We start from the raw sequence: 17181 nt of genomic DNA on the forward strand, positions 1-17181 counted from the left end.
TCCCACTCGTCGGGCATCGAGATGACGTCGGCCAACGCCAGGTGACGCCAGTGCGCATTGCGCCCACCCGGGTTCTGCCTCCTGGAGGTGAAGCAACCGGCCCTCGTCGTCTGTGCCGTCGAGATCAGCTCGCGTCGAACTCCCGCGCAGCGAGAGCGCGGACGACGCCTGCCCTGCCCTCGATCACCAACCGTCGAAGTGCGGGCGGCAGATCGCCGTCCAGGAACCCGTCCGCGGCGGCCAGCGACTGCTCACTGATCGACCAGGACGGGTACAGCCCGATCACCACGGTCTGCGCGACTTCGCTCGATCGACGAGACCAGACACCTTCGATGGCGTCGAAGTAGCGGGCGACATACGGTTCGAGCAGCTCGCCCTGACCTGGGCCTGCGAAGCCGCCGATGATCGAGCGCGCGGTGATGTTGGGAACGGCGTCGTCGTCGACCACTGTCGTCCAGGCCTGCTCCTTGACCTCTGCGCTGGGCCGAGCGGCTCGTGCCGCCGCTGCCGACCGGGCTCCGGCGGCAGTGTTGTCTCGGCCCGCCTCGGCGTCGATGACCGGTGAGTCCGAGCCGTCGGCGTCGATCGCACCGGCACTGGCCAGCGCCGTGACGATGCGCCAGCGCAGATCGGTATCCACATCGAGACCGGCCAGAGACTGCCCCTCGACATCACCGTCGAGCAGAGCCTTCAACACGTCTGTGTGACGGTCACCGAGTTCGGTGCCGGTGAGAGCATTGACGAAGGCCAGCTGGTGATCCGAGCCTGCTTCGGCACCGCGCGCCAACTCGAGCAGCGCGTCGGCGAACTCGGGCGTACCGTGATCGGTTGCCCATGCCGGATCGGCGTAGCTGGAGATGGCGGTTTGGGCTTGCAGCAGAAGACGTTGCACCACACCCACTTCCGTCTCACCGCCGATTCCGCGCTGGACGAGGGCCACGAAGTCTCGTGCCTTCATCTCCGCGGACCGGGTCATCTCCCAGGCGGCCGACCACGCAAGGGTGCGGGGGAGTGGCTCGGCGATGTCGCCGATTCGAGAGAGGAGGACGTCGAGCGAATCCGGGTCGAGTCGGACCGCACAGTACGTCAGGTCGTCGTCGTTGACCAGGACGAGCTTGCCGCGCGAAACGCCCACCAGCGCGTCGACATTCGTCGACTCGGCAGCGTCGAGGTCGAGTTCGACGCGGTCCGTGCGCACCAGCTTGCCGTCCACGTCGTCGTAGATGCCGACCGCGATGCGGTGCACGCGATGCTCGCCTGCACCCGGGGCAGCTCCGGTCTGCAGCACGGAGAAGCGGGTGAACTTGCCGTCGGCGTCGACGTCGAAATCCGGGCTCAGCGTGTTCAGGCCGGTGGTGCGCAGCCACTGCGCGCCCCAATCGGAGAGATCGCGTCCCGACGACTTCTCCAGCGCGGCAAGCAGATCCGAGAACGTGGCGTTGGCGAAGGCGTGATCGACGAAGTACGCGCGCAACCCGGCGAGGAAGTCCTCCTTACCGACGTAGGCCACCAGTTGCTTGAGCACACTCGCGCCCTTGGCGTAGGTGATGCCGTCGAAGTTGACCTCCACCGCCGCGAGATCGGGAATGTCGGCGGCGATGGGGTGCGTCGACGGCAACTGGTCCTGTCGGTACGCCCAGGCCTTCTCGACGTTGGCGAAGGTGGTCCACGCGTTGGTGTATTCGGTTGCCTCGGATTGGCACAGCACCGACGCGAACGTCGCGAACGACTCGTTGAGCCACAGGTCGTCCCACCACGTCATGGTCACCAGGTCGCCGAACCACATGTGTGCCATCTCGTGCAGCACGGTCTCGGCGCGACGCTCGTAGGAGTAGCGCGTCACCTTGGAGCGGAAGACGTAGTCCTCCAGGAACGTGACGGCACCCGCGTTCTCCATGGCACCGGCATTGAACTCGGGAACGAAGAGCTGGTCGTACTTGCCGAAGGCGTAGGGAGTGCCGAAGTTCTCGTGGTAGAAACCGAAGCCCTGCTTGGTCTCGGTGAACAGGCGTTCCGCGTCCATGTGCTCGGCAAGTGATGCGCGGCAATAGATTCCGAGGGGAATGGTGCCGTGGTCGTCGGTGTACGAGTCGGTCCACTCCGCGTACGGTCCGGCGATCAGCGCGACGAGGTACGTGCTCATCAACGGGGTCGTGTCGAACACGTGCTCGCCCGCTGCAGGCTCGGCGCCGTGCGCGGCATTGGAGATGACGGTCCAGCTCTCGGGTGCGGTGACCTTCAGGTCGAAGGTGGCCTTGAGATCGGGCTGATCGAAGCAGGCGAACATGCGCTTGGCATCGGCGGTCTCGAACTGCGAGTAGAGGTACACCGTGCCGTCCGACGGGTCGACGAAGCGGTGCAGTCCCTCCCCGGTGTGCGAGTAGAGGCAGTCCGCGTCGATGACGAGTTCGTTGTGCTCGGCCAGATTCTCGAGCGCCAGTCCCGTCGATTCGTCGTAGTTCGCGGTATCGAGATCGGTGCCGTTGAGCGTCGCGGAGCGGATCGTGCTCGCGATGACGTCCACGAAAGTCGACGCCCCGGCGGTGGCCGCGAACGTGATGGTGGTGAGCGAGCGGAAGGTCTTCTCGCCCGGATTGCCCTCGCCGTCGGTGAGATCGAGAACGATCGCGTACTTCGTTTCCCCGATGATCGCCGAACGCTCGGAGGCTTGGTCACGCGTCAGGTTGGGAGCAACCACTTCAGTCGACACCTCTTCGTGTAGTTATGGATAGTGCCTTCCATCCCATCACGTCACGCGTACCCCGCGCTGGCCGACGGGCCGTGTGGAATGTCTGCGCGGTGGGCGGTTGTTACGCAATGAAGAGACGTTGACCTCGACTTCCAAGGAGTAGGACAGTGGCCGGTTCAGGACAGAAAGACACCGCGGATTTTTGGTTCGACCCACTGTGCCCGTGGTGCTGGATCACCTCGCGGTGGATTCTCGAGGTGCAGCAGGTGCGAGACATCGACGTGAACTTCCACGTCATGAGCCTGGCAGTGCTCAACGAGGGCCGCGATCTGCCCGAGGAGTACGCCGCGATGATGAAGAAGGCCTGGGGGCCGGTCCGCGTGGCGATCGCCGCAGCCAAGCTGAAGGGTGACGAGATCCTCGACCCGCTGTACGCGGCCATGGGAACGCGAATCCACAACGAGGGCAACAAGGATTTCGACGTCGTGATCGCGGAGTCGTTGGCCGAACTGGACCTGCCCGGTGACCTCGCGAAGGCCGCCGAGAGCACCGACTACGACGAAGACCTGCGGACCAGTCATCACGCAGGCATGGACAAGGTCGGACCCGACGTGGGCACCCCGACCATCCACGTCAACGGCGTGGCCTTCTTCGGCCCTGTGCTCTCCCGAATCCCGCGAGGCGAAGAGGCAGGCAAACTCTGGGACGCATCGGTGATCTTCGCGTCGTACCCGCACTTCTTCGAGCTCAAGCGCAGCCGCAACGAGGATCCGCAGTTCGACTGATCGCGCTACCCCTCGTGCGTCGAATGTTGCGGTAGGAGTGCAACTTTCGCGCACGAGGGCGCGGGTTGATACAGCTAGGCGACGATCCGATCCGACGGGTCGGCGGTGCCGAACACTCGGTGCTCGCCGATGTGGAAGCGTCGCGCCGACCACGCCGCCGCGGCTGCGTCGAGGAAGTCGTCGACGGCGGGTCCGAGTGGTAGATCGGCCAGATCGAGGTGTTCGCTCCACCGCATCAGGGTGGCGAGCCGTTGTCCGACTCCGCGGCCGGTCTTCTTCGACGAGAAGACCGTCGTCGGTGACATGACCCGGAACGAGCATTCGGGATGTACCTCGACGTACTTGTCCGGGTCGAAGTTTGCATCCCGCCACGCCTTCACGGACGGCAGGATGTGCCACGTCTGCTTACTGATGGCTTTGCCGGCGATTGCCCGCGAGATCGAACACGCCTGGTCGTACGACGCGGCGTCGAGTACGTCGACGACGGGTGTGTGGAATATCGAGCTACGTGCCGGGCCCAGGAACGTCTTGGCCTCCAGCTCGCTGACGCGATAGCCGCGCTCGGGCAACGACAGTGACATGTCCACGCCCACCCGTGCGCAGTCCCGTGTCGCCTCGAGCACCTCCGTCACCGACGCGCACTCGGTCCACGTCAAGGTCGTCCCGGTGACGAACGCGACCACCCACGCGCCTTTCGCGCCGTCCACACCGGCGAATTTCTCGGCTTCGGAGTTCACCTGTCAGACTCTAGGCATGCGCGTATACCTGGGTGCCGACCACGCCGGCCTCGAGTTCAAGAATCAGATCATCGAACACCTGACGGCGACCGGGCACGAGCCCGTCGACTGCGGTGCCTTCGACTACGACCCCGTCGACGACTACCCGGCATTCTGCATCGACGCAGCACGCCGCGTCGTCGCCGATCCGGGCAGCCGCGGCCTGGTGCTCGGCGGTTCCGGGAACGGCGAGCAGATCGCTGCCAACAAGGTGCCGGGCGCACGCTGCGCGCTGGCGTGGAGCGTCGAGACCGCCAAGCTGGCCCGCGAGCACAACGACGCCCAGCTCATCGGCATCGGTGGCCGCATGCACACCCTCCCCGAAGCACTCGCCATCGTCGACGCCTTCCTCGGGACTCCGTTCTCGGGCGAGGAGCGCCACCAGCGCCGCATCGACATCCTGTCCGAGTACGAGCGCAGCGGCGAGGCACCCGTCGTGCCGGGAAAGCCCGAGTAGGTGCCCGAGGGGCACACCCTGCACCGACTGGCTCGGTTGCATCAACGTCGGTTCGGTGGGGCACCGGTCGAGGCAAGCAGCCCACAGGGGCGCTTCACTTCCGGTGCCGCGCTGATCGACGGTCTCGTACTGGAGAAGGCCGAGGCCTGGGGCAAGCATCTGCTGCACCGATACGAGTCCGATCTGATCGTGCACATCCATCTCGGCCTGTACGGAACGTTCACCGAACAGGCTGTGCCGCTGAACGATCCGGTGGGTGCCGTGCGGCTGCGCATGGTGGGGGAGAAGTACGGTGCCGATCTGCGCGGACCCACGGCCTGCGAGATCTACACCGAGGAGCAGGTCGACGCCCTGGTGGCGCGCCTGGGGCCGGACCCGCTGCGCAAGGACGCCGACCCGGATGGGGCATGGGCGCGAATCTCCAAGTCGCGCACAGCAATCGGCACTTTGCTGATGGATCAGAAAGTGTTGGCCGGTGTCGGAAACGTCTACCGCGCCGAGATTCTGTTCCGCCACGAGATCAACCCGATGCGACCGGGCAAAGACCTCGACCGATCCGAGTGGGACGCGATCTGGTTCGACCTCGTCGAGCTGATGAAGATCGGTGTTCGACGCGGTCGCATCATCACCATTCGGCCCGAGGACGATCACGGCGACACCTACGGTGCACGACGGCCACGCTCGTACGTCTACCGCAGGCAGGGATATCCCTGCCGGGTGTGCGGAGCAGACATCCTGCACTCGGTGATGCAGGCGCGAAACCTGTTCTGGTGCCCCGTGTGTCAGGCGACCTAGAACCCGAAGTCCATTCCGCCGATATCGTCCCCGCCGCTGTAGTCGCCGCCGCTGTAGTCGTCACCGCCGGAACCGTCACCGTTGTAGTCGTCGCTTACGGACCCATCGCCGGAGCCGTCCGCTCCCACATCTCCGCCGGCTGCGGTCTCGTCGGGCACGCCGGCCATGCCGGAGAACATGGCCGAGAACAGGAACATCGAGCCCATTCCCCATGCGCCGGCGACCAGGGCCGGCCGCCACCACGGCTCGGAGTACCAGCCTGCGGGCACCGGTCGGCCCGCGACTCGGCCACCCGGGTAGTAGTTCGGGGTGCGATCGGACGGATCCGGTGACGCCGCGATCTCACGGCCCTCGAAGTCGACCTTGCGATCCTCGGTGACTCGACCCGCCTGCTGTTGGCCGTCGATGCCCTGCACCTCCGGGCCCGGGTCCATTCCCATCGCCAGGCGCGCGGCGCGGATGTAGTAGAGCCCCTCGAGCGCTGTCTGCTTGGCCAGTCGAGCCTGTTCGGGGGTAGTGGCCTGGTCGATCTGCGAACCGGCGGCGATGTTGCGCTCGGACGCGTCGGCCAGGGCCTGCTTGGACGGTGTGTCGGTGCCGATCAGGTTGTAGACCTGCCCGCCGAGGCGTTCGATGGATTGGCGGGCATCGGCCTTGGCGTCGGCCAGGGCGGTTTCGGCCGCTGCGGCCGAGTTCTTCTTGCTTCGCAGCACCAGTAGGGCCACTGCGGCGACGACGAGAATGATCAGGACTATTTCCACTGCGGGCCTTCCGCCGACGGTGCATGCCCGGTTCGTACGGACAATTCGGACACCATCCAGGGTACGCGGACACGAAAAAGCCCCGCACTGACAGTGCGGGGCTTCTCGATGGAGCCGATGACGAGAATCGAACTCGCGTAGCCTGTTTGGAAGACAGGGGCTCTACCATTGAGCTACATCGGCGTGCAAACAACAGTCGTGGGATCGCCAGTTCCGTCGCCTGCGTTTCAAGACTGTACCCAACGCCGCTGCCGGATTCCAAACCGGCATGCCGCGCACGTTCGGCCGAACGCCTTCGGTGGGGCGCCGATGAGGGGCTACTATCGGTTGCTGTTCAATGGTGTGGGTACGACGGGGTGTGGCGCAGCTTGGTAGCGCATCCGCTTTGGGAGCGGAGGGTCGCAGGTTCAATTCCTGTCACCCCGACAAATGAGGGCCGCAGGCACGGTTCGCCGTTTTCGCGGCGAGCGAGGTAAGACCGCAAGCCAGCACCGTAAGCACCACCAGCAAGCAAGAATTACCAGAAGGAGCATGTTCCGTGAAGAGCACCGTCGAGCAGCTGAGCCCGACGCGAGTCCGTATCAACGTTGAGGTGCCCTTCGAGGAGCTCAAGCCTGATTTCGACCGCGCGTACAAGGCTTTGGCTCAGCAGATCCGCCTCCCCGGCTTCCGTCCCGGCAAGGCTCCGGCCAAGTTGCTCGAAGCGCGCGTCGGCCGTGGGGCAGTTCTCGAGCAGGTCGTCAACGACGCTCTTCCCTCCCGTTACTCCGAGGCCGTGACCAACGAGAAGGTCAAGGTAATCGGCCAGCCCGAGATCGAGATCACCAAGATCGAGGACGGCACCGAGCTCACGTTCACCGCCGAGGTCGATGTGCGTCCCGAGATCGATCTGCCCGACTACTCGACCATCAGCGTCGTCGTCGATCCGCTCGAGATCAAGGACGAGGCCGTCGACGAGCAGCTGCAGTCGCTGCGCCAGCGCTTCGGCACCTTGACCGGTGTCGATCGCCCGGTCCAGTCCGGTGACTTCGTCTCGATCGACCTCTCGGCCACTGTCGACGGCGAGAACGTGGAAGAGGCGACCGCGAGCGGACTGTCCCACGAGGTCGGCTCCGGCCAGCTCATCGAGGGCCTCGACGACGCGATCATCGGCGTCTCGGCCGACGAGTCGAAGGAGTTCACCTCCACCCTGGTCGCCGGCGAGTACGCGGGCAAGGAAGCTGTCGTCACGGTCAAGGTCGTGTCCGTCAAGGAGCGCGAGCTGCCCGAGGCCGACGACGAGTTCGCTCAGCTCGCCAGCGAGTTCGACACGTTCGACGAGTTGCTGGCCGATCTGAAGACGCGCGTCGAGCGAGTCGCGAAGGTCGAGCAGGCCGGTCAGATCCGCGACAAGGTGCTCGAGACGCTGCTCGAGACCCTCGACATCCCGGCTCCCGAGGCCGTCGTCAAGGCAGAGGTCGATTCCCAGGTGCACGAGGCCATTCACGGCCTCGACCACAACGAGGAAGCACTCGCCGAGCTGCTCGAATCGCAGGGTTCGAGCCGCGAGGAATTCGACAAGGACGTCAAGGAAGGTGCCGAGAAGTCGGTGCGTACCCAGCTCCTTCTCGATGCGATCGCCGAGGCCGAGAACACGCAGGTCGGGCAGGAAGAGCTCACCGAGCGGATCATCTTCCAGGCGCAGCGCTACGGCATGCCGCCCGAGCAGTTCATTCAGCAGGTGCAGCAGGCCAACCAGCTCGGTGCCGTCTTCGCAGACGTCAAGCGCGGTAAGGCCCTCGCATCGGTCGTCGAGCGCGTCACCGTGACCGACACCAACGGTGCGAGCGTCGATACGGCCGAGCTGTTCGGCAGCCCCGCCGATGCTCCCGACGAGGTCGAAGCAGCAGATTCTTCCGAGGGCGAACAAGAGAAGTAACGCTCACAGCGAACGACGGCGGTTCCGGGACTCCGGAGCCGCCGTCTTTCGTTAGTGTCTGTGTCAGGAACCAACGATTTGTTATGAAAAGGCAGGTACCGTGACTGTTCAGAATCCGGCGGCTTCGCACGAGCAGAGTCCCGTCATGACTTCGGCCGCAGCAGGCCTGAATCTCAGCGACTCCGTGTACGAGCGTCTGCTTCAAAACCGCATCATCTTCCTCGGTACCCAGGTCGACGACGACATCGCCAACAAGTTGTGCGCGCAGATCCTGCTGCTTTCCGCCGAGGATGCCACCCGCGACATCTCGCTGTACATCAACTCGCCCGGTGGCTCGGTCACCGCGGGTATGGCCATCTTCGACACGATGGAATTCGCCGAGTGCGACATCGCGACCTACGGAATGGGTCTGGCTGCCTCGATGGGTCAGTTCCTGCTCTCGGCCGGAGCCAAGGGCAAGCGCTACGCGCTGCCGCACGCGCGCATCATGATGCACCAGCCCTCGGCCGGAATCGGCGGCAGCGCCTCCGACATCGCCATCATGGCCGAGCAGTTCGCGCACACCAAGCGTGAGATGGCCGAGCTCATCGCTCAGCACACCGGCCAGACCGTCGAGCAGATCACCGAGGACTCCGATCGCGACCGGTGGTTCACCGCGCAAGCAGCCAAGGAATACGGGTTCGTGGACCACGTCGTCAGCCGCGCGCAGCAGGCCGGCGGAATCGGCGAGTAATTCGGCCGCTCCCGGCGACCCTCGATCACTTACATCTTGGAGAAACGATGACAAACCTGTTCGACCCCAATCAGCTGCCGTCCTCCCGATACATCCTGCCGTCCTTCGTCGAGCACTCCAGCTACGGCGTGAAGGAATCGAACCCGTACAACAAGCTGTTCGAGGAGCGCATCATCTTCCTCGGCGTCCAGGTCGACGACGCGTCCGCCAACGACGTCATGGCACAACTGCTGGTGCTCGAGGGACTCGATCCCGACCGTGACATCACCATGTACATCAACTCGCCCGGTGGCTCGTTCACCTCGCTGATGGCGATCTACGACACGATGCAGTACGTCCGCGCCGATGTTGCGACCGTCTGCCTCGGCCAGGCCGCGTCTGCCGCCGCTGTTCTGCTCGCCGCCGGTACTCCCGGTAAGCGTGCAGCACTGCCCAACGCACGCGTGCTGATTCACCAGCCCTCGAGCGGTGGCATTCAGGGCCAGGTGTCCGACCTGGAGATCCAGGCCGCCGAGATCGAGCGCATGCGTCGACTCATGGAGACCACTCTCGGCCGCCACACCGGCAAGGATCCCGACGTCATCCGCAAGGACACCGATCGCGACAAGATCCTCACCGCAGAGCAGGCCAAGGACTACGGGATCATCGACACCGTGTTCGAGTACCGCAAGCTCTCCGCCCAGAAGTAGCAGAGCGAGTACCACCGGTCGGACCGGATCGGTCCGGCAGAAGATTCCGACGCCGGGTGTGAGTGTGAAACTCCGCCCGGCGGTCGCGATCGAGGACCCGAATGCTGCATTCGGCGAAATCGGGTGGCGAATCACCGGAAACAACCCGCCCATGTTCGGCGAACACGGGTACCGTCGCATCCAAGAACTCGGTCGACCGAAGTCGGCATGACGACAGACCGAGAAGTAGCCCACGAAGGTTTCGGCCACACCCGGTCGGCGTGGGTCGTACGCGGACAAGGAAGTAGGAACCTCCGAATGGCACGCATCGGTGACGGTGGCGATCTGCTGAAGTGCTCCTTCTGCGGCAAGAGCCAGAAGCAGGTCAAGAAGCTCATCGCTGGACCAGGGGTGTACATCTGCGACGAGTGCATCGACCTCTGCAACGAGATCATCGAAGAGGAATTGGCCGAATCGAGCGAAGTCAAGCTCGACGACCTCCCCAAGCCCTCCGAGATCAAGGACTTTCTCGAGAACTACGTGATCGGTCAGGACGCTGCCAAGCGCACGTTGGCCGTTGCGGTCTACAACCACTACAAGCGCATCCAGGCCGGTGACAAGGCGCGCGACGTGCGAGGCGAATCCGTCGAACTGGCGAAGTCGAACATCTTGATGCTCGGACCGACGGGGTGTGGAAAGACGTACCTCGCGCAGACCCTGGCCAAGATGCTCAACGTGCCCTTCGCCATCGCCGACGCCACCGCCCTCACCGAGGCCGGCTACGTGGGCGAGGATGTCGAGAACATTCTGCTCAAGCTGATCCAGGCCGCGGACTACGACGTCAAGCGCGCCGAGACCGGCATCATCTACATCGACGAGGTCGACAAGATCGCGCGCAAGAGCGAGAACCCGTCGATCACGCGCGACGTGTCCGGCGAAGGCGTGCAGCAGGCGCTGCTCAAGATCCTGGAAGGAACCCAGGCCAGCGTGCCGCCGCAGGGCGGTCGCAAGCATCCGCATCAGGAGTTCATCCAGATCGACACCACCAATGTGCTTTTCATCGTCGCCGGTGCATTCGCCGGACTCGAGAAGATCGTGTCCGATCGGGTCGGTAAGCGCGGGCTCGGCTTCGGAGCCGAAGTTCGCTCCAAGGCCGAGATCGACACGCAGGATCACTTCGCCGAGGTGATGCCCGAGGATCTGATCAAGTTCGGTCTGATTCCCGAGTTCATCGGTCGACTGCCGATGATCGCGTCGGTGACGAACCTGGACAAGGAATCGCTCGTGACGATTCTGTCCGAGCCGAAGAATGCGCTGGTCAAGCAGTACCGCCGCTTGTTCGACATGGACGGCGTCGAGCTCGAGTTCACCAGCGAGGCCCTCGAGGCAATCGCCGACCAGGCGATTCTGCGCGGAACCGGTGCTCGTGGATTGCGCGCCATCATGGAAGAAGTTCTGCTTCCGGTGATGTACGACATCCCGAGCCGCGACGACGTCGAGAAGGTCGTCGTGACTGCCGAGACCGTCAACGACAACGTGCTGCCGACCATCGTGCCGCGCAAGCCCGAGCGTCCGGAGCGCCGCGACAAGTCCGCCTGATACGCGCCGATCCATCAGCTGAACGACGAATCCCCGACCTCATCGCGAGGTCGGGGATTCGTCGTTTCTCGCTGTGTTCAGCCGATGATCACCGCGTGCGCGCCCGGTGCGTCGGGCACGGCGGGAAATCGGCGTCGAACCAGTGGGTCGTGGCCTGGTACGACGATGCCGGTGCCCGCGGCGAGCTCCCGGATTCGGTCGAAGGCCCCGTACATGTCCGGCAGAGCATGCAGGATCGCGAACGGGCTGTCGTCCTCGATGTTCTCGTAGAAATGACTGGCGTCGGAGGCCAACACCACCGGGCCGCGCTCGGTGTTCACCCTGACCACCTGCATGCCTGCGGTGTGTCCCCCGACCGCGTGGACGGACAGCCCGGGAAACAGGTCCAGATCGCCGTCGACGAGGTCGAGCCGAGCGCCTCGATCGGCGGATTCGATGTGTTGGGTGTCGGCTCCCGAGTGCAACCACTGTTCTCGGGTGATGCGGGTGGCCCACGGCCCGGTCCAGTATTCGAGCTCTTTGCGCTGCACCACGTATCGCGCGGTCGGAAGTTCCGCGACGACCCCGGTGTGGTCGTAGTGCAGGTGGGTCAGAATGCAGGTGCCGATGTCGTTCGGTGTGAGGCCGAGTTCGCCGAGCAGGTCGATGGGTGACCCGTGATAGTCGAGCCCGTCCATCGATTCTGCTGTGGCGGGGGATATTCCGGCGTCGATCAGCACCGTGCGGGTGTCCGACAGGGCGAGCCACACGTAGTAGGCCACCGCCTGGTTTTCGGTGCTGCGCTCGTCACGTTGATGAAAGAGATTGCTGCGCAATGCTGTTCGGCCGGCATACTGCAGGGCGAGCACCGTCCAGGTGCCCGCCGCTGCAGGTCGAAGTGCGTCGATCACGATCTCGGTCAGATCGACGCGACGCGTGCGCTGTCGGTGGTGCGGGTCGGGACACCGAGCTCGTCGGTGGGGGTACGGAAGGTCTCCCTCGAAGTCGCGACGATGATGACGTTGATGGTGCAGAAGACCGCGGTGACGATCGCGACGGGTAGCCACGCACCGACCTCGGCTCCGGCGATCGCCCCTGCGATGGTCGGCGCGAATCCTGCGATGGCGAAACCGATCTGGGTTCCCAGCGCTGTTCCGGTCAGGCGAACCCGGGCCGGGAACATCTCACCGTAGAACGAGGGCCAGACGCCGCCGGTGGCGCTGTGCACGAATCCGAACATCACGATGCCGAAGACGAAGATGAGGACGTAGTTGCCGCTCGAGATGGACCACAGGTAGCCGAACATCAGGATCGCGCAACCGATGGAGCCGAACAGGAACACCGGCTTGCGTCCGATGCGATCCGACAGGGCGCCGAAGAAGGGCAACGCGAAGAGTGCGACGACGTTGGCGAGAACGCCGACCCACAGCATGGGAGTGCGTTCGAGGCCGACGGTGTTCACGGCGTAGGACAGGGCGTAGACGGTGAAGATGGTGCTGACGGAGGCGATCATGGCGGCCAGCATGACGCGGACCACGGCCGGTCGATGCTCGCTGAGCAGCTCGGTCACGGGCAGGCGCTGCGGTTCGTTGGAGGCCACTTCTTCCTCGAAGACCGGGGTCTCGTCGAGCGAGCGGCGGATCACGAAGGCGGCGACGACGACGAAGGCGCTGAGGAAGAACGGGATTCGCCAACCCCAGCTGAGCAGCGCTTCCTCGGGGAGCATGGCGACGGGCAGGAACACCGCGGTGGCGAGAATCTGTCCGCCCTGGGTGCCGCTGAGGGTGAAGCTGGTGAAGAACGCGCGCCTGTTGTCCGGGGCGTGTTCGAGCGTCATCGAGTTCGCTCCGGCCTGCTCACCGCCGGCAGAGAATCCCTGGCACAACCGAAGCAGCACCAGGATGATGGGCGCGGCGATGCCGATGGATTCGTAGGAGGGCAGGACGCCGACGCCCAGGGTGGCGATACCCATCAGCAGGACGGTGGCGACCATGACCTTCTTGCGTCCGTAGCGATCACCGATGTGGCCGAGGACCAAGGCGCCGAGCGGACGTGCGAGGTAGCCGACGCCGAAGGTGGCCAGGGCCAGCAGGGTTCCGGTCGCCGGGTTGGAGCCCGGGAAGAACACACGGCCGAAGACGAGTGCGGCTGCGGTGCCGTAGATGAAGAAGTCGTAGTACTCGAGGGCGCTTCCGACCCACGCGGCGGTCGCCGCTTTACGCGGGTTCGCCCCGGGGCGAAGCGGCGTCGGGTGGGTGCCAGGGTTGTGCGAATCCATCGTTCTCGTGTCTCTCTTCGTGAGGCGGGGGAGCTTAGGCGCTGGTCGACGACGCGTTCTACGGCGATCGGACCGCTAATGTACTAAACGGTTAACACCGGGTGCCTCTGAATAGTGAACGTGATCCATGCCACGTGTCAACCCCGGAAGTGACGAGACCTACCGAGACGGCGTGAATGTCAGCGAGAAGGCGAGGTCAGGAACGCGATGATCATGTCCCCGAGCATCGAGCGCAGACGCTCGCGATGCTGGGGATCGGTGAGGTCGCGGCCGAAGAGGGCCTCGAAGGTGTACCGGTTCGACAGCCGGAACACGCAGAAGCTGCTGATCGTCATGTGCACGTCGAGGGCATCGACATCCGTTCGGAACACCCCGTCGGCCTGTCCTCGGGTCAGGATCCTCGACAGCAGTTCCGCAGCGGGATTGCCGAGGTTGCTCAATGCCTCGGACGTGGAGATGTGTTCGCCGCGCAGGATGTTCTCGGTGGAGACCAGGCGGATGAAGTCGGGATTCTCCTCGTGGTGGTCGAACGTCAGTGATGCGATGGCGCGAATGGCTTCGATCGGTCCGAGGCCCTCGACGTCGACGTCTCGCTCCCGCTCACGAATGCGCAGGTAGGACCGCTCGAGAACGGCCTTGTACAGGCCTTCCTTGTCGGTGAAGTAGTAGTACAACATCCGCTTGGTCGTGTGCGTGCGCTGGGCGATCTCGTCGATGCGCGCCCCTGCAAATCCTTTGTCCGCGAACTCCTCGGTGGCCACCTCGAGGATGTTGTGCCGGGTCAGGTCGCTGTTGCGTCGACGTTTGACGGTGGGTCCGCTGGTGTCGTCGGACGTGTCGGTTGCGCGCGGAGCCATGGATCAACTCTATCGGCGCCGATTCCGGTGAAAGGGTTGGGCGCGAGGCGGACGCGTAGTACCGTCGAGCTAATTCACCAATTCGTACATTAAGGCTCGAGGAGATCGACATGCCGGAATCCCTGCTCTGCGGACTGATCGGGACGGGTATCGGCAAGTCGCTCACGCCCGCGATGCACGAACGGGAGGGCGCCGAGCACGGGCTGACCTATCAGTACCGGATCATCGATCTGGACAGCCGAGGACTGACCGTCATGGACCTGCCCCGTCTCGTCTCGACCGCCGCAGACCTCGGATTTCGAGGACTCAACATCACGCACCCGTGCAAACAACGCGTCATCTCCACTCTCGATGCGCTCTCCGAGGACGCAGCCCGACTCGGAGCCGTCAACACCGTGGTGTTCGCCGACGGCCGAGCCGTCGGCCACAACACCGACTGGTCCGGATTCGATCGCAACTTCGGCCGAGGCCTACCCGGTGCCGACATCGGTGACGTGGTGCAACTCGGTGCCGGGGGAGCGGGTGCAGCAGTCGCCTACGCGATGGCCCGCCGCGGCGCAGGCAGGCTCACTCTCGTGGACGCCGATCCGCTTCGGGCGCAACAACTTCGTGAATCCCTGTCGGCGATGTTCCCGGACGTCGAGATCCTCTCGGCGGGCCTCGACCGGCTCGCCGCCGTTCTCGACACGGCAACCGGGCTGGTGCACGCCACTCCGATCGGAATGGTGGAACATCCCGGATCTGCTGTGCCCGAGGCACTCCTGCATCCGAACATGTGGGTTGCCGAGGTCGTCTATCGACCCGCCGAGACCGAGTTGCTCGCTGCCGCATCCCGAGCGGGGTGCCGAACGCTCAGTGGAACCGGAATGGCGGTGTTCCAGGCCGCCGACGCCTTCGAGATATTCACCGGACGCACCGCCGACGCCGATCGCATGATCGCCCACATGAGCTCGCTGATCGCACTGGAGGATCGTGCGACCGCAGCTGCTCTCGCATGACGCACATCGCCACATCGGTGGCCACGGTGTCGCTCAGTGGTTCGCTGGACGAGAAGATGCGCGCCATCGCAGACGCCGGGTTCGACGGCTTCGAGGTGTTCGAGCCGGACTTGATCAGCTCACCGGACCTTCCCGAGGACATCGCGAAGAAAGCCGCCGACCTCGGTTTGACCCTCGATCTCTATCAGCCTTTTCGCGACGCCGACTCGGCCGACCCGGATCAGTTCGCCCGCAACCTCGTTCGCGCCGAACACAAATTCGACGTGATGGAACAGCTGGGGTGCGATCTGCTGTTGGTCTGCTCCTCGCCGCTGGCCGGTGCCGTCCGTGACGACGCCCTGCTGGTCGAACAGATGGCAACCCTCGCCGAGCGTGCGCATCGGCGCGGAATGCGACTCGCGTACGAGGCGTTGGCGTGGGGTGCGCACGTCAACACCTACCGCCACGCCTGGGACATCGTCCGGCAGGTCGATCATCCCGCGCTGGGAACGTGCCTGGACAGCTTCCACATCCTCTCCCGCGGTGACGATTCCGCAGGCATTCGCGAGATCCCCGGCGAGAAGATCTTCTTCCTCCAGTTGGCCGATGCCCCGCACCTGGTGATGGACGTACTGCAGTGGAGCAGGCATCACCGATGCTTCCCCGGTCAGGGCAGTTTCGATCTGGCGCGCTTCGGTGCCGATGTCGCGGCCTCCGGGTACTCCGGCCCGTGGTCGCTCGAAATCTTCAACGACGTCTTCCGACATTCCGACACCGGCCGCACGGCATCCGACGCGCATCGGTCGCTGCTGTACCTCCAGGAGCAGGTGCGCAGCGTCGAGACACCCTCTGCCGGCAACGATCTGTTCGCACCGCCACCGCCGGGCCCGATCGAGAACGTCGTCTCCCTGCGGATCGCGGCAGGGCCGGCGAAGGCAGCACAGCTGGGCACCACATTGCGGCACCTGGGCTTCGATCTGACCGCAGCACACAGCGAACACGGACTGAGCCTGTTCACCCAGGGTCCGCTGGCCGTCGCCGTCGACACCACGGTGGACACGCTGTGGACCGCACCGGGCGTCCCGGCTCACCTACCGGCGTTGGCGCAGATCGGGATTCGCAGCGAACGACCGGATCTGTGGCTGACTCGGGCACGCGCACTGGGAGTCACCGCGTCCACCGTCTCGATGCCCGGTGTGGCAGACGCGACCGATGCAGTGGTGCGCCTGGCCGTGACCGGTGCGACGTCGCTGGACCTACGCACCCGCGACAGCGCGGGTGCCTGGCAATCGGCATTCGATCTGGTGCCGAGGGTCGTGGAGGAGAACCGGGCGTGCGTCTCCCACGTGGATCACATCGCCCTCGCCGTGCCCGCCGAGAGCTGGGACGGCGTGATGCTGCTGCTGCGCTCGGTGTTCGGCATGGTGCCACACGAGGGCCAGGACGTCGTCGACGCGATCGGCCTGGTACGTAGCCGAGCACTCACACTCGCCACCGCCAACGGCACGATCAGGCTCTCGCTCAACATGGTTCCCGGCCGCCCGTCCGACTCGGACCCTCTGCCCGCGGCCCGGCGCGGAGGCGTCGGACATGTGGCGTTCGGGTGCGAGGACATCTACGCCGCTGCGCGAGCCACGACCGAACGCGGCCTCACCCCGCTCCGGATTTCGCCCAACTACTATCGCGACCTCGACGCGCGATTCGGACTCGGCTCCGAGACGCTGGAGGCGATGCAGCGTCTCGGGATCCTGTACGACGCGGACGCGACCGGCGGTGAGTTCTTCCACTTCTTCACCGAAACCGTGGGCGACGACCTGTTCTTCGAGGTGGTCCAGCGAGTGGGTGGCTACGAGGGCTACGGGGAGACCAATTCGGCTGTGCGACTGGCGGCGCAACTGCAGTCCTGATC

15 protein-coding genes and 2 tRNA genes are annotated in these 17181 nt (G+C 64.9%); 10 read left to right on the plus strand and 7 right to left on the minus strand.

What is annotated here, in order from left to right:
* Window positions 1-124: 124 nt before the first annotated feature.
* Window positions 125-2698, minus strand: a complete 2574-nt coding sequence (pepN, locus tag ABZ677_RS05385) for an aminopeptidase N (RefSeq protein WP_358367244.1) — start codon at window positions 2696-2698, stop codon at window positions 125-127.
* A 158-nt stretch (window positions 2699-2856) separates the two neighbouring features.
* On the opposite strand from pepN, the gene ABZ677_RS05390 reads away from it, so the two are divergent.
* The gene (locus ABZ677_RS05390) at window positions 2857-3474 is read left to right on the plus strand and encodes a DsbA family protein (RefSeq protein ID WP_037193170.1); all 618 of its coding nucleotides are present in this window, start codon (window positions 2857-2859) and stop codon (window positions 3472-3474) included.
* A gap of 74 nt (window positions 3475-3548) precedes the next feature.
* Here the strand turns inward: ABZ677_RS05390 and ABZ677_RS05395 are convergent, their stop codons facing one another.
* Window positions 3549-4211, minus strand: coding sequence for a DUF429 domain-containing protein (locus ABZ677_RS05395; RefSeq protein WP_358367247.1), 663 nt, complete (start codon window positions 4209-4211; stop codon window positions 3549-3551).
* A gap of 16 nt (window positions 4212-4227) precedes the next feature.
* Between ABZ677_RS05395 and ABZ677_RS05400 the strand changes: the two genes are divergently transcribed.
* Both ABZ677_RS05400 and ABZ677_RS05405 read left to right on the plus strand, forming a co-directional pair.
* Window positions 4228-4707, plus strand: a complete 480-nt coding sequence (locus tag ABZ677_RS05400; protein ID WP_037193169.1) for a ribose-5-phosphate isomerase — start codon at window positions 4228-4230, stop codon at window positions 4705-4707.
* The gene (locus ABZ677_RS05405) at window positions 4708-5502 is read left to right on the plus strand and encodes a DNA-formamidopyrimidine glycosylase family protein (RefSeq protein ID WP_358367251.1); all 795 of its coding nucleotides are present in this window, start codon (window positions 4708-4710) and stop codon (window positions 5500-5502) included.
* Here the strand turns inward: ABZ677_RS05405 and ABZ677_RS05410 are convergent.
* On the minus strand, window positions 5499-6263 hold the full coding sequence (locus ABZ677_RS05410; RefSeq protein WP_358367254.1) for a DUF1542 domain-containing protein: 765 nt from the start codon (window positions 6261-6263) through the stop codon (window positions 5499-5501). The genes ABZ677_RS05405 and ABZ677_RS05410 overlap by 4 nt on opposite strands.
* Window positions 6264-6372: 109 nt before the next feature.
* Window positions 6373-6446: transfer RNA gene (locus ABZ677_RS05415), tRNA-Gly, on the minus strand.
* A gap of 169 nt (window positions 6447-6615) precedes the next feature.
* Between ABZ677_RS05415 and ABZ677_RS05420 the strand changes: the two genes are divergently transcribed.
* The 5 genes from ABZ677_RS05420 (at window position 6616) to clpX (ending at window position 11181) form a co-directional block, all read left to right on the plus strand.
* A tRNA-Pro gene (locus tag ABZ677_RS05420) sits at window positions 6616-6689 on the plus strand.
* A 112-nt stretch (window positions 6690-6801) separates the two neighbouring features.
* Window positions 6802-8181, plus strand: a complete 1380-nt coding sequence (gene tig / locus ABZ677_RS05425) for a trigger factor (RefSeq protein ID WP_037193166.1) — start codon at window positions 6802-6804, stop codon at window positions 8179-8181.
* Window positions 8182-8281: 100 nt separating this feature from the next.
* Window positions 8282-8914: an ATP-dependent Clp protease proteolytic subunit gene (locus ABZ677_RS05430; protein ID WP_032379221.1), complete on the plus strand. Its 633-nt coding sequence runs from the start codon at window positions 8282-8284 to the stop codon at window positions 8912-8914.
* 47 nt (window positions 8915-8961) lie between these two features.
* Complete coding sequence (locus ABZ677_RS05435; RefSeq protein ID WP_008715342.1) at window positions 8962-9603, plus strand: ATP-dependent Clp protease proteolytic subunit; 642 nt, start codon at window positions 8962-8964, stop codon at window positions 9601-9603.
* 297 nt (window positions 9604-9900) lie between these two features.
* On the plus strand, window positions 9901-11181 hold the full coding sequence (gene clpX, locus ABZ677_RS05440) for an ATP-dependent Clp protease ATP-binding subunit ClpX (protein ID WP_027497577.1): 1281 nt from the start codon (window positions 9901-9903) through the stop codon (window positions 11179-11181).
* Window positions 11182-11258: 77 nt separating this feature from the next.
* Here the strand turns inward: clpX and ABZ677_RS05445 are convergent, their stop codons facing one another.
* The 3 genes from ABZ677_RS05445 to ABZ677_RS05455 form a co-directional block, all read right to left on the minus strand.
* Complete coding sequence (locus ABZ677_RS05445; protein ID WP_358367261.1) at window positions 11259-12071, minus strand: N-acyl homoserine lactonase family protein; 813 nt, start codon at window positions 12069-12071, stop codon at window positions 11259-11261.
* An 8-nt stretch (window positions 12072-12079) separates the two neighbouring features.
* Entirely contained in the window at window positions 12080-13438 is a 1359-nt protein-coding gene (locus ABZ677_RS05450) for an MFS transporter (protein ID WP_094741671.1), read from the minus strand.
* 179 nt (window positions 13439-13617) lie between these two features.
* Complete coding sequence (locus ABZ677_RS05455; RefSeq protein ID WP_052047858.1) at window positions 13618-14295, minus strand: TetR/AcrR family transcriptional regulator; 678 nt, start codon at window positions 14293-14295, stop codon at window positions 13618-13620.
* Window positions 14296-14405: 110 nt separating this feature from the next.
* Between ABZ677_RS05455 and ABZ677_RS05460 the strand changes: the two genes are divergently transcribed.
* A complete protein-coding gene (locus tag ABZ677_RS05460; protein WP_358367266.1) occupies window positions 14406-15293 on the plus strand; it encodes a shikimate dehydrogenase in 888 nt (295 codons plus the stop codon).
* Window positions 15290-17179 (plus strand): sugar phosphate isomerase/epimerase and 4-hydroxyphenylpyruvate domain-containing protein, encoded by a 1890-nt coding sequence (locus ABZ677_RS05465; protein ID WP_094741673.1) that lies wholly within the window; start codon window positions 15290-15292, stop codon window positions 17177-17179. The genes ABZ677_RS05460 and ABZ677_RS05465 overlap by 4 nt, the downstream gene beginning before the upstream one ends.
* Window positions 17180-17181: the final 2 nt, after the last annotated feature.

It is taken from the genome of Rhodococcus sp. NPDC006774 (assembly GCF_040636045.1).
Taxonomy (GTDB): domain Bacteria; phylum Actinomycetota; class Actinomycetes; order Mycobacteriales; family Mycobacteriaceae; genus Rhodococcoides.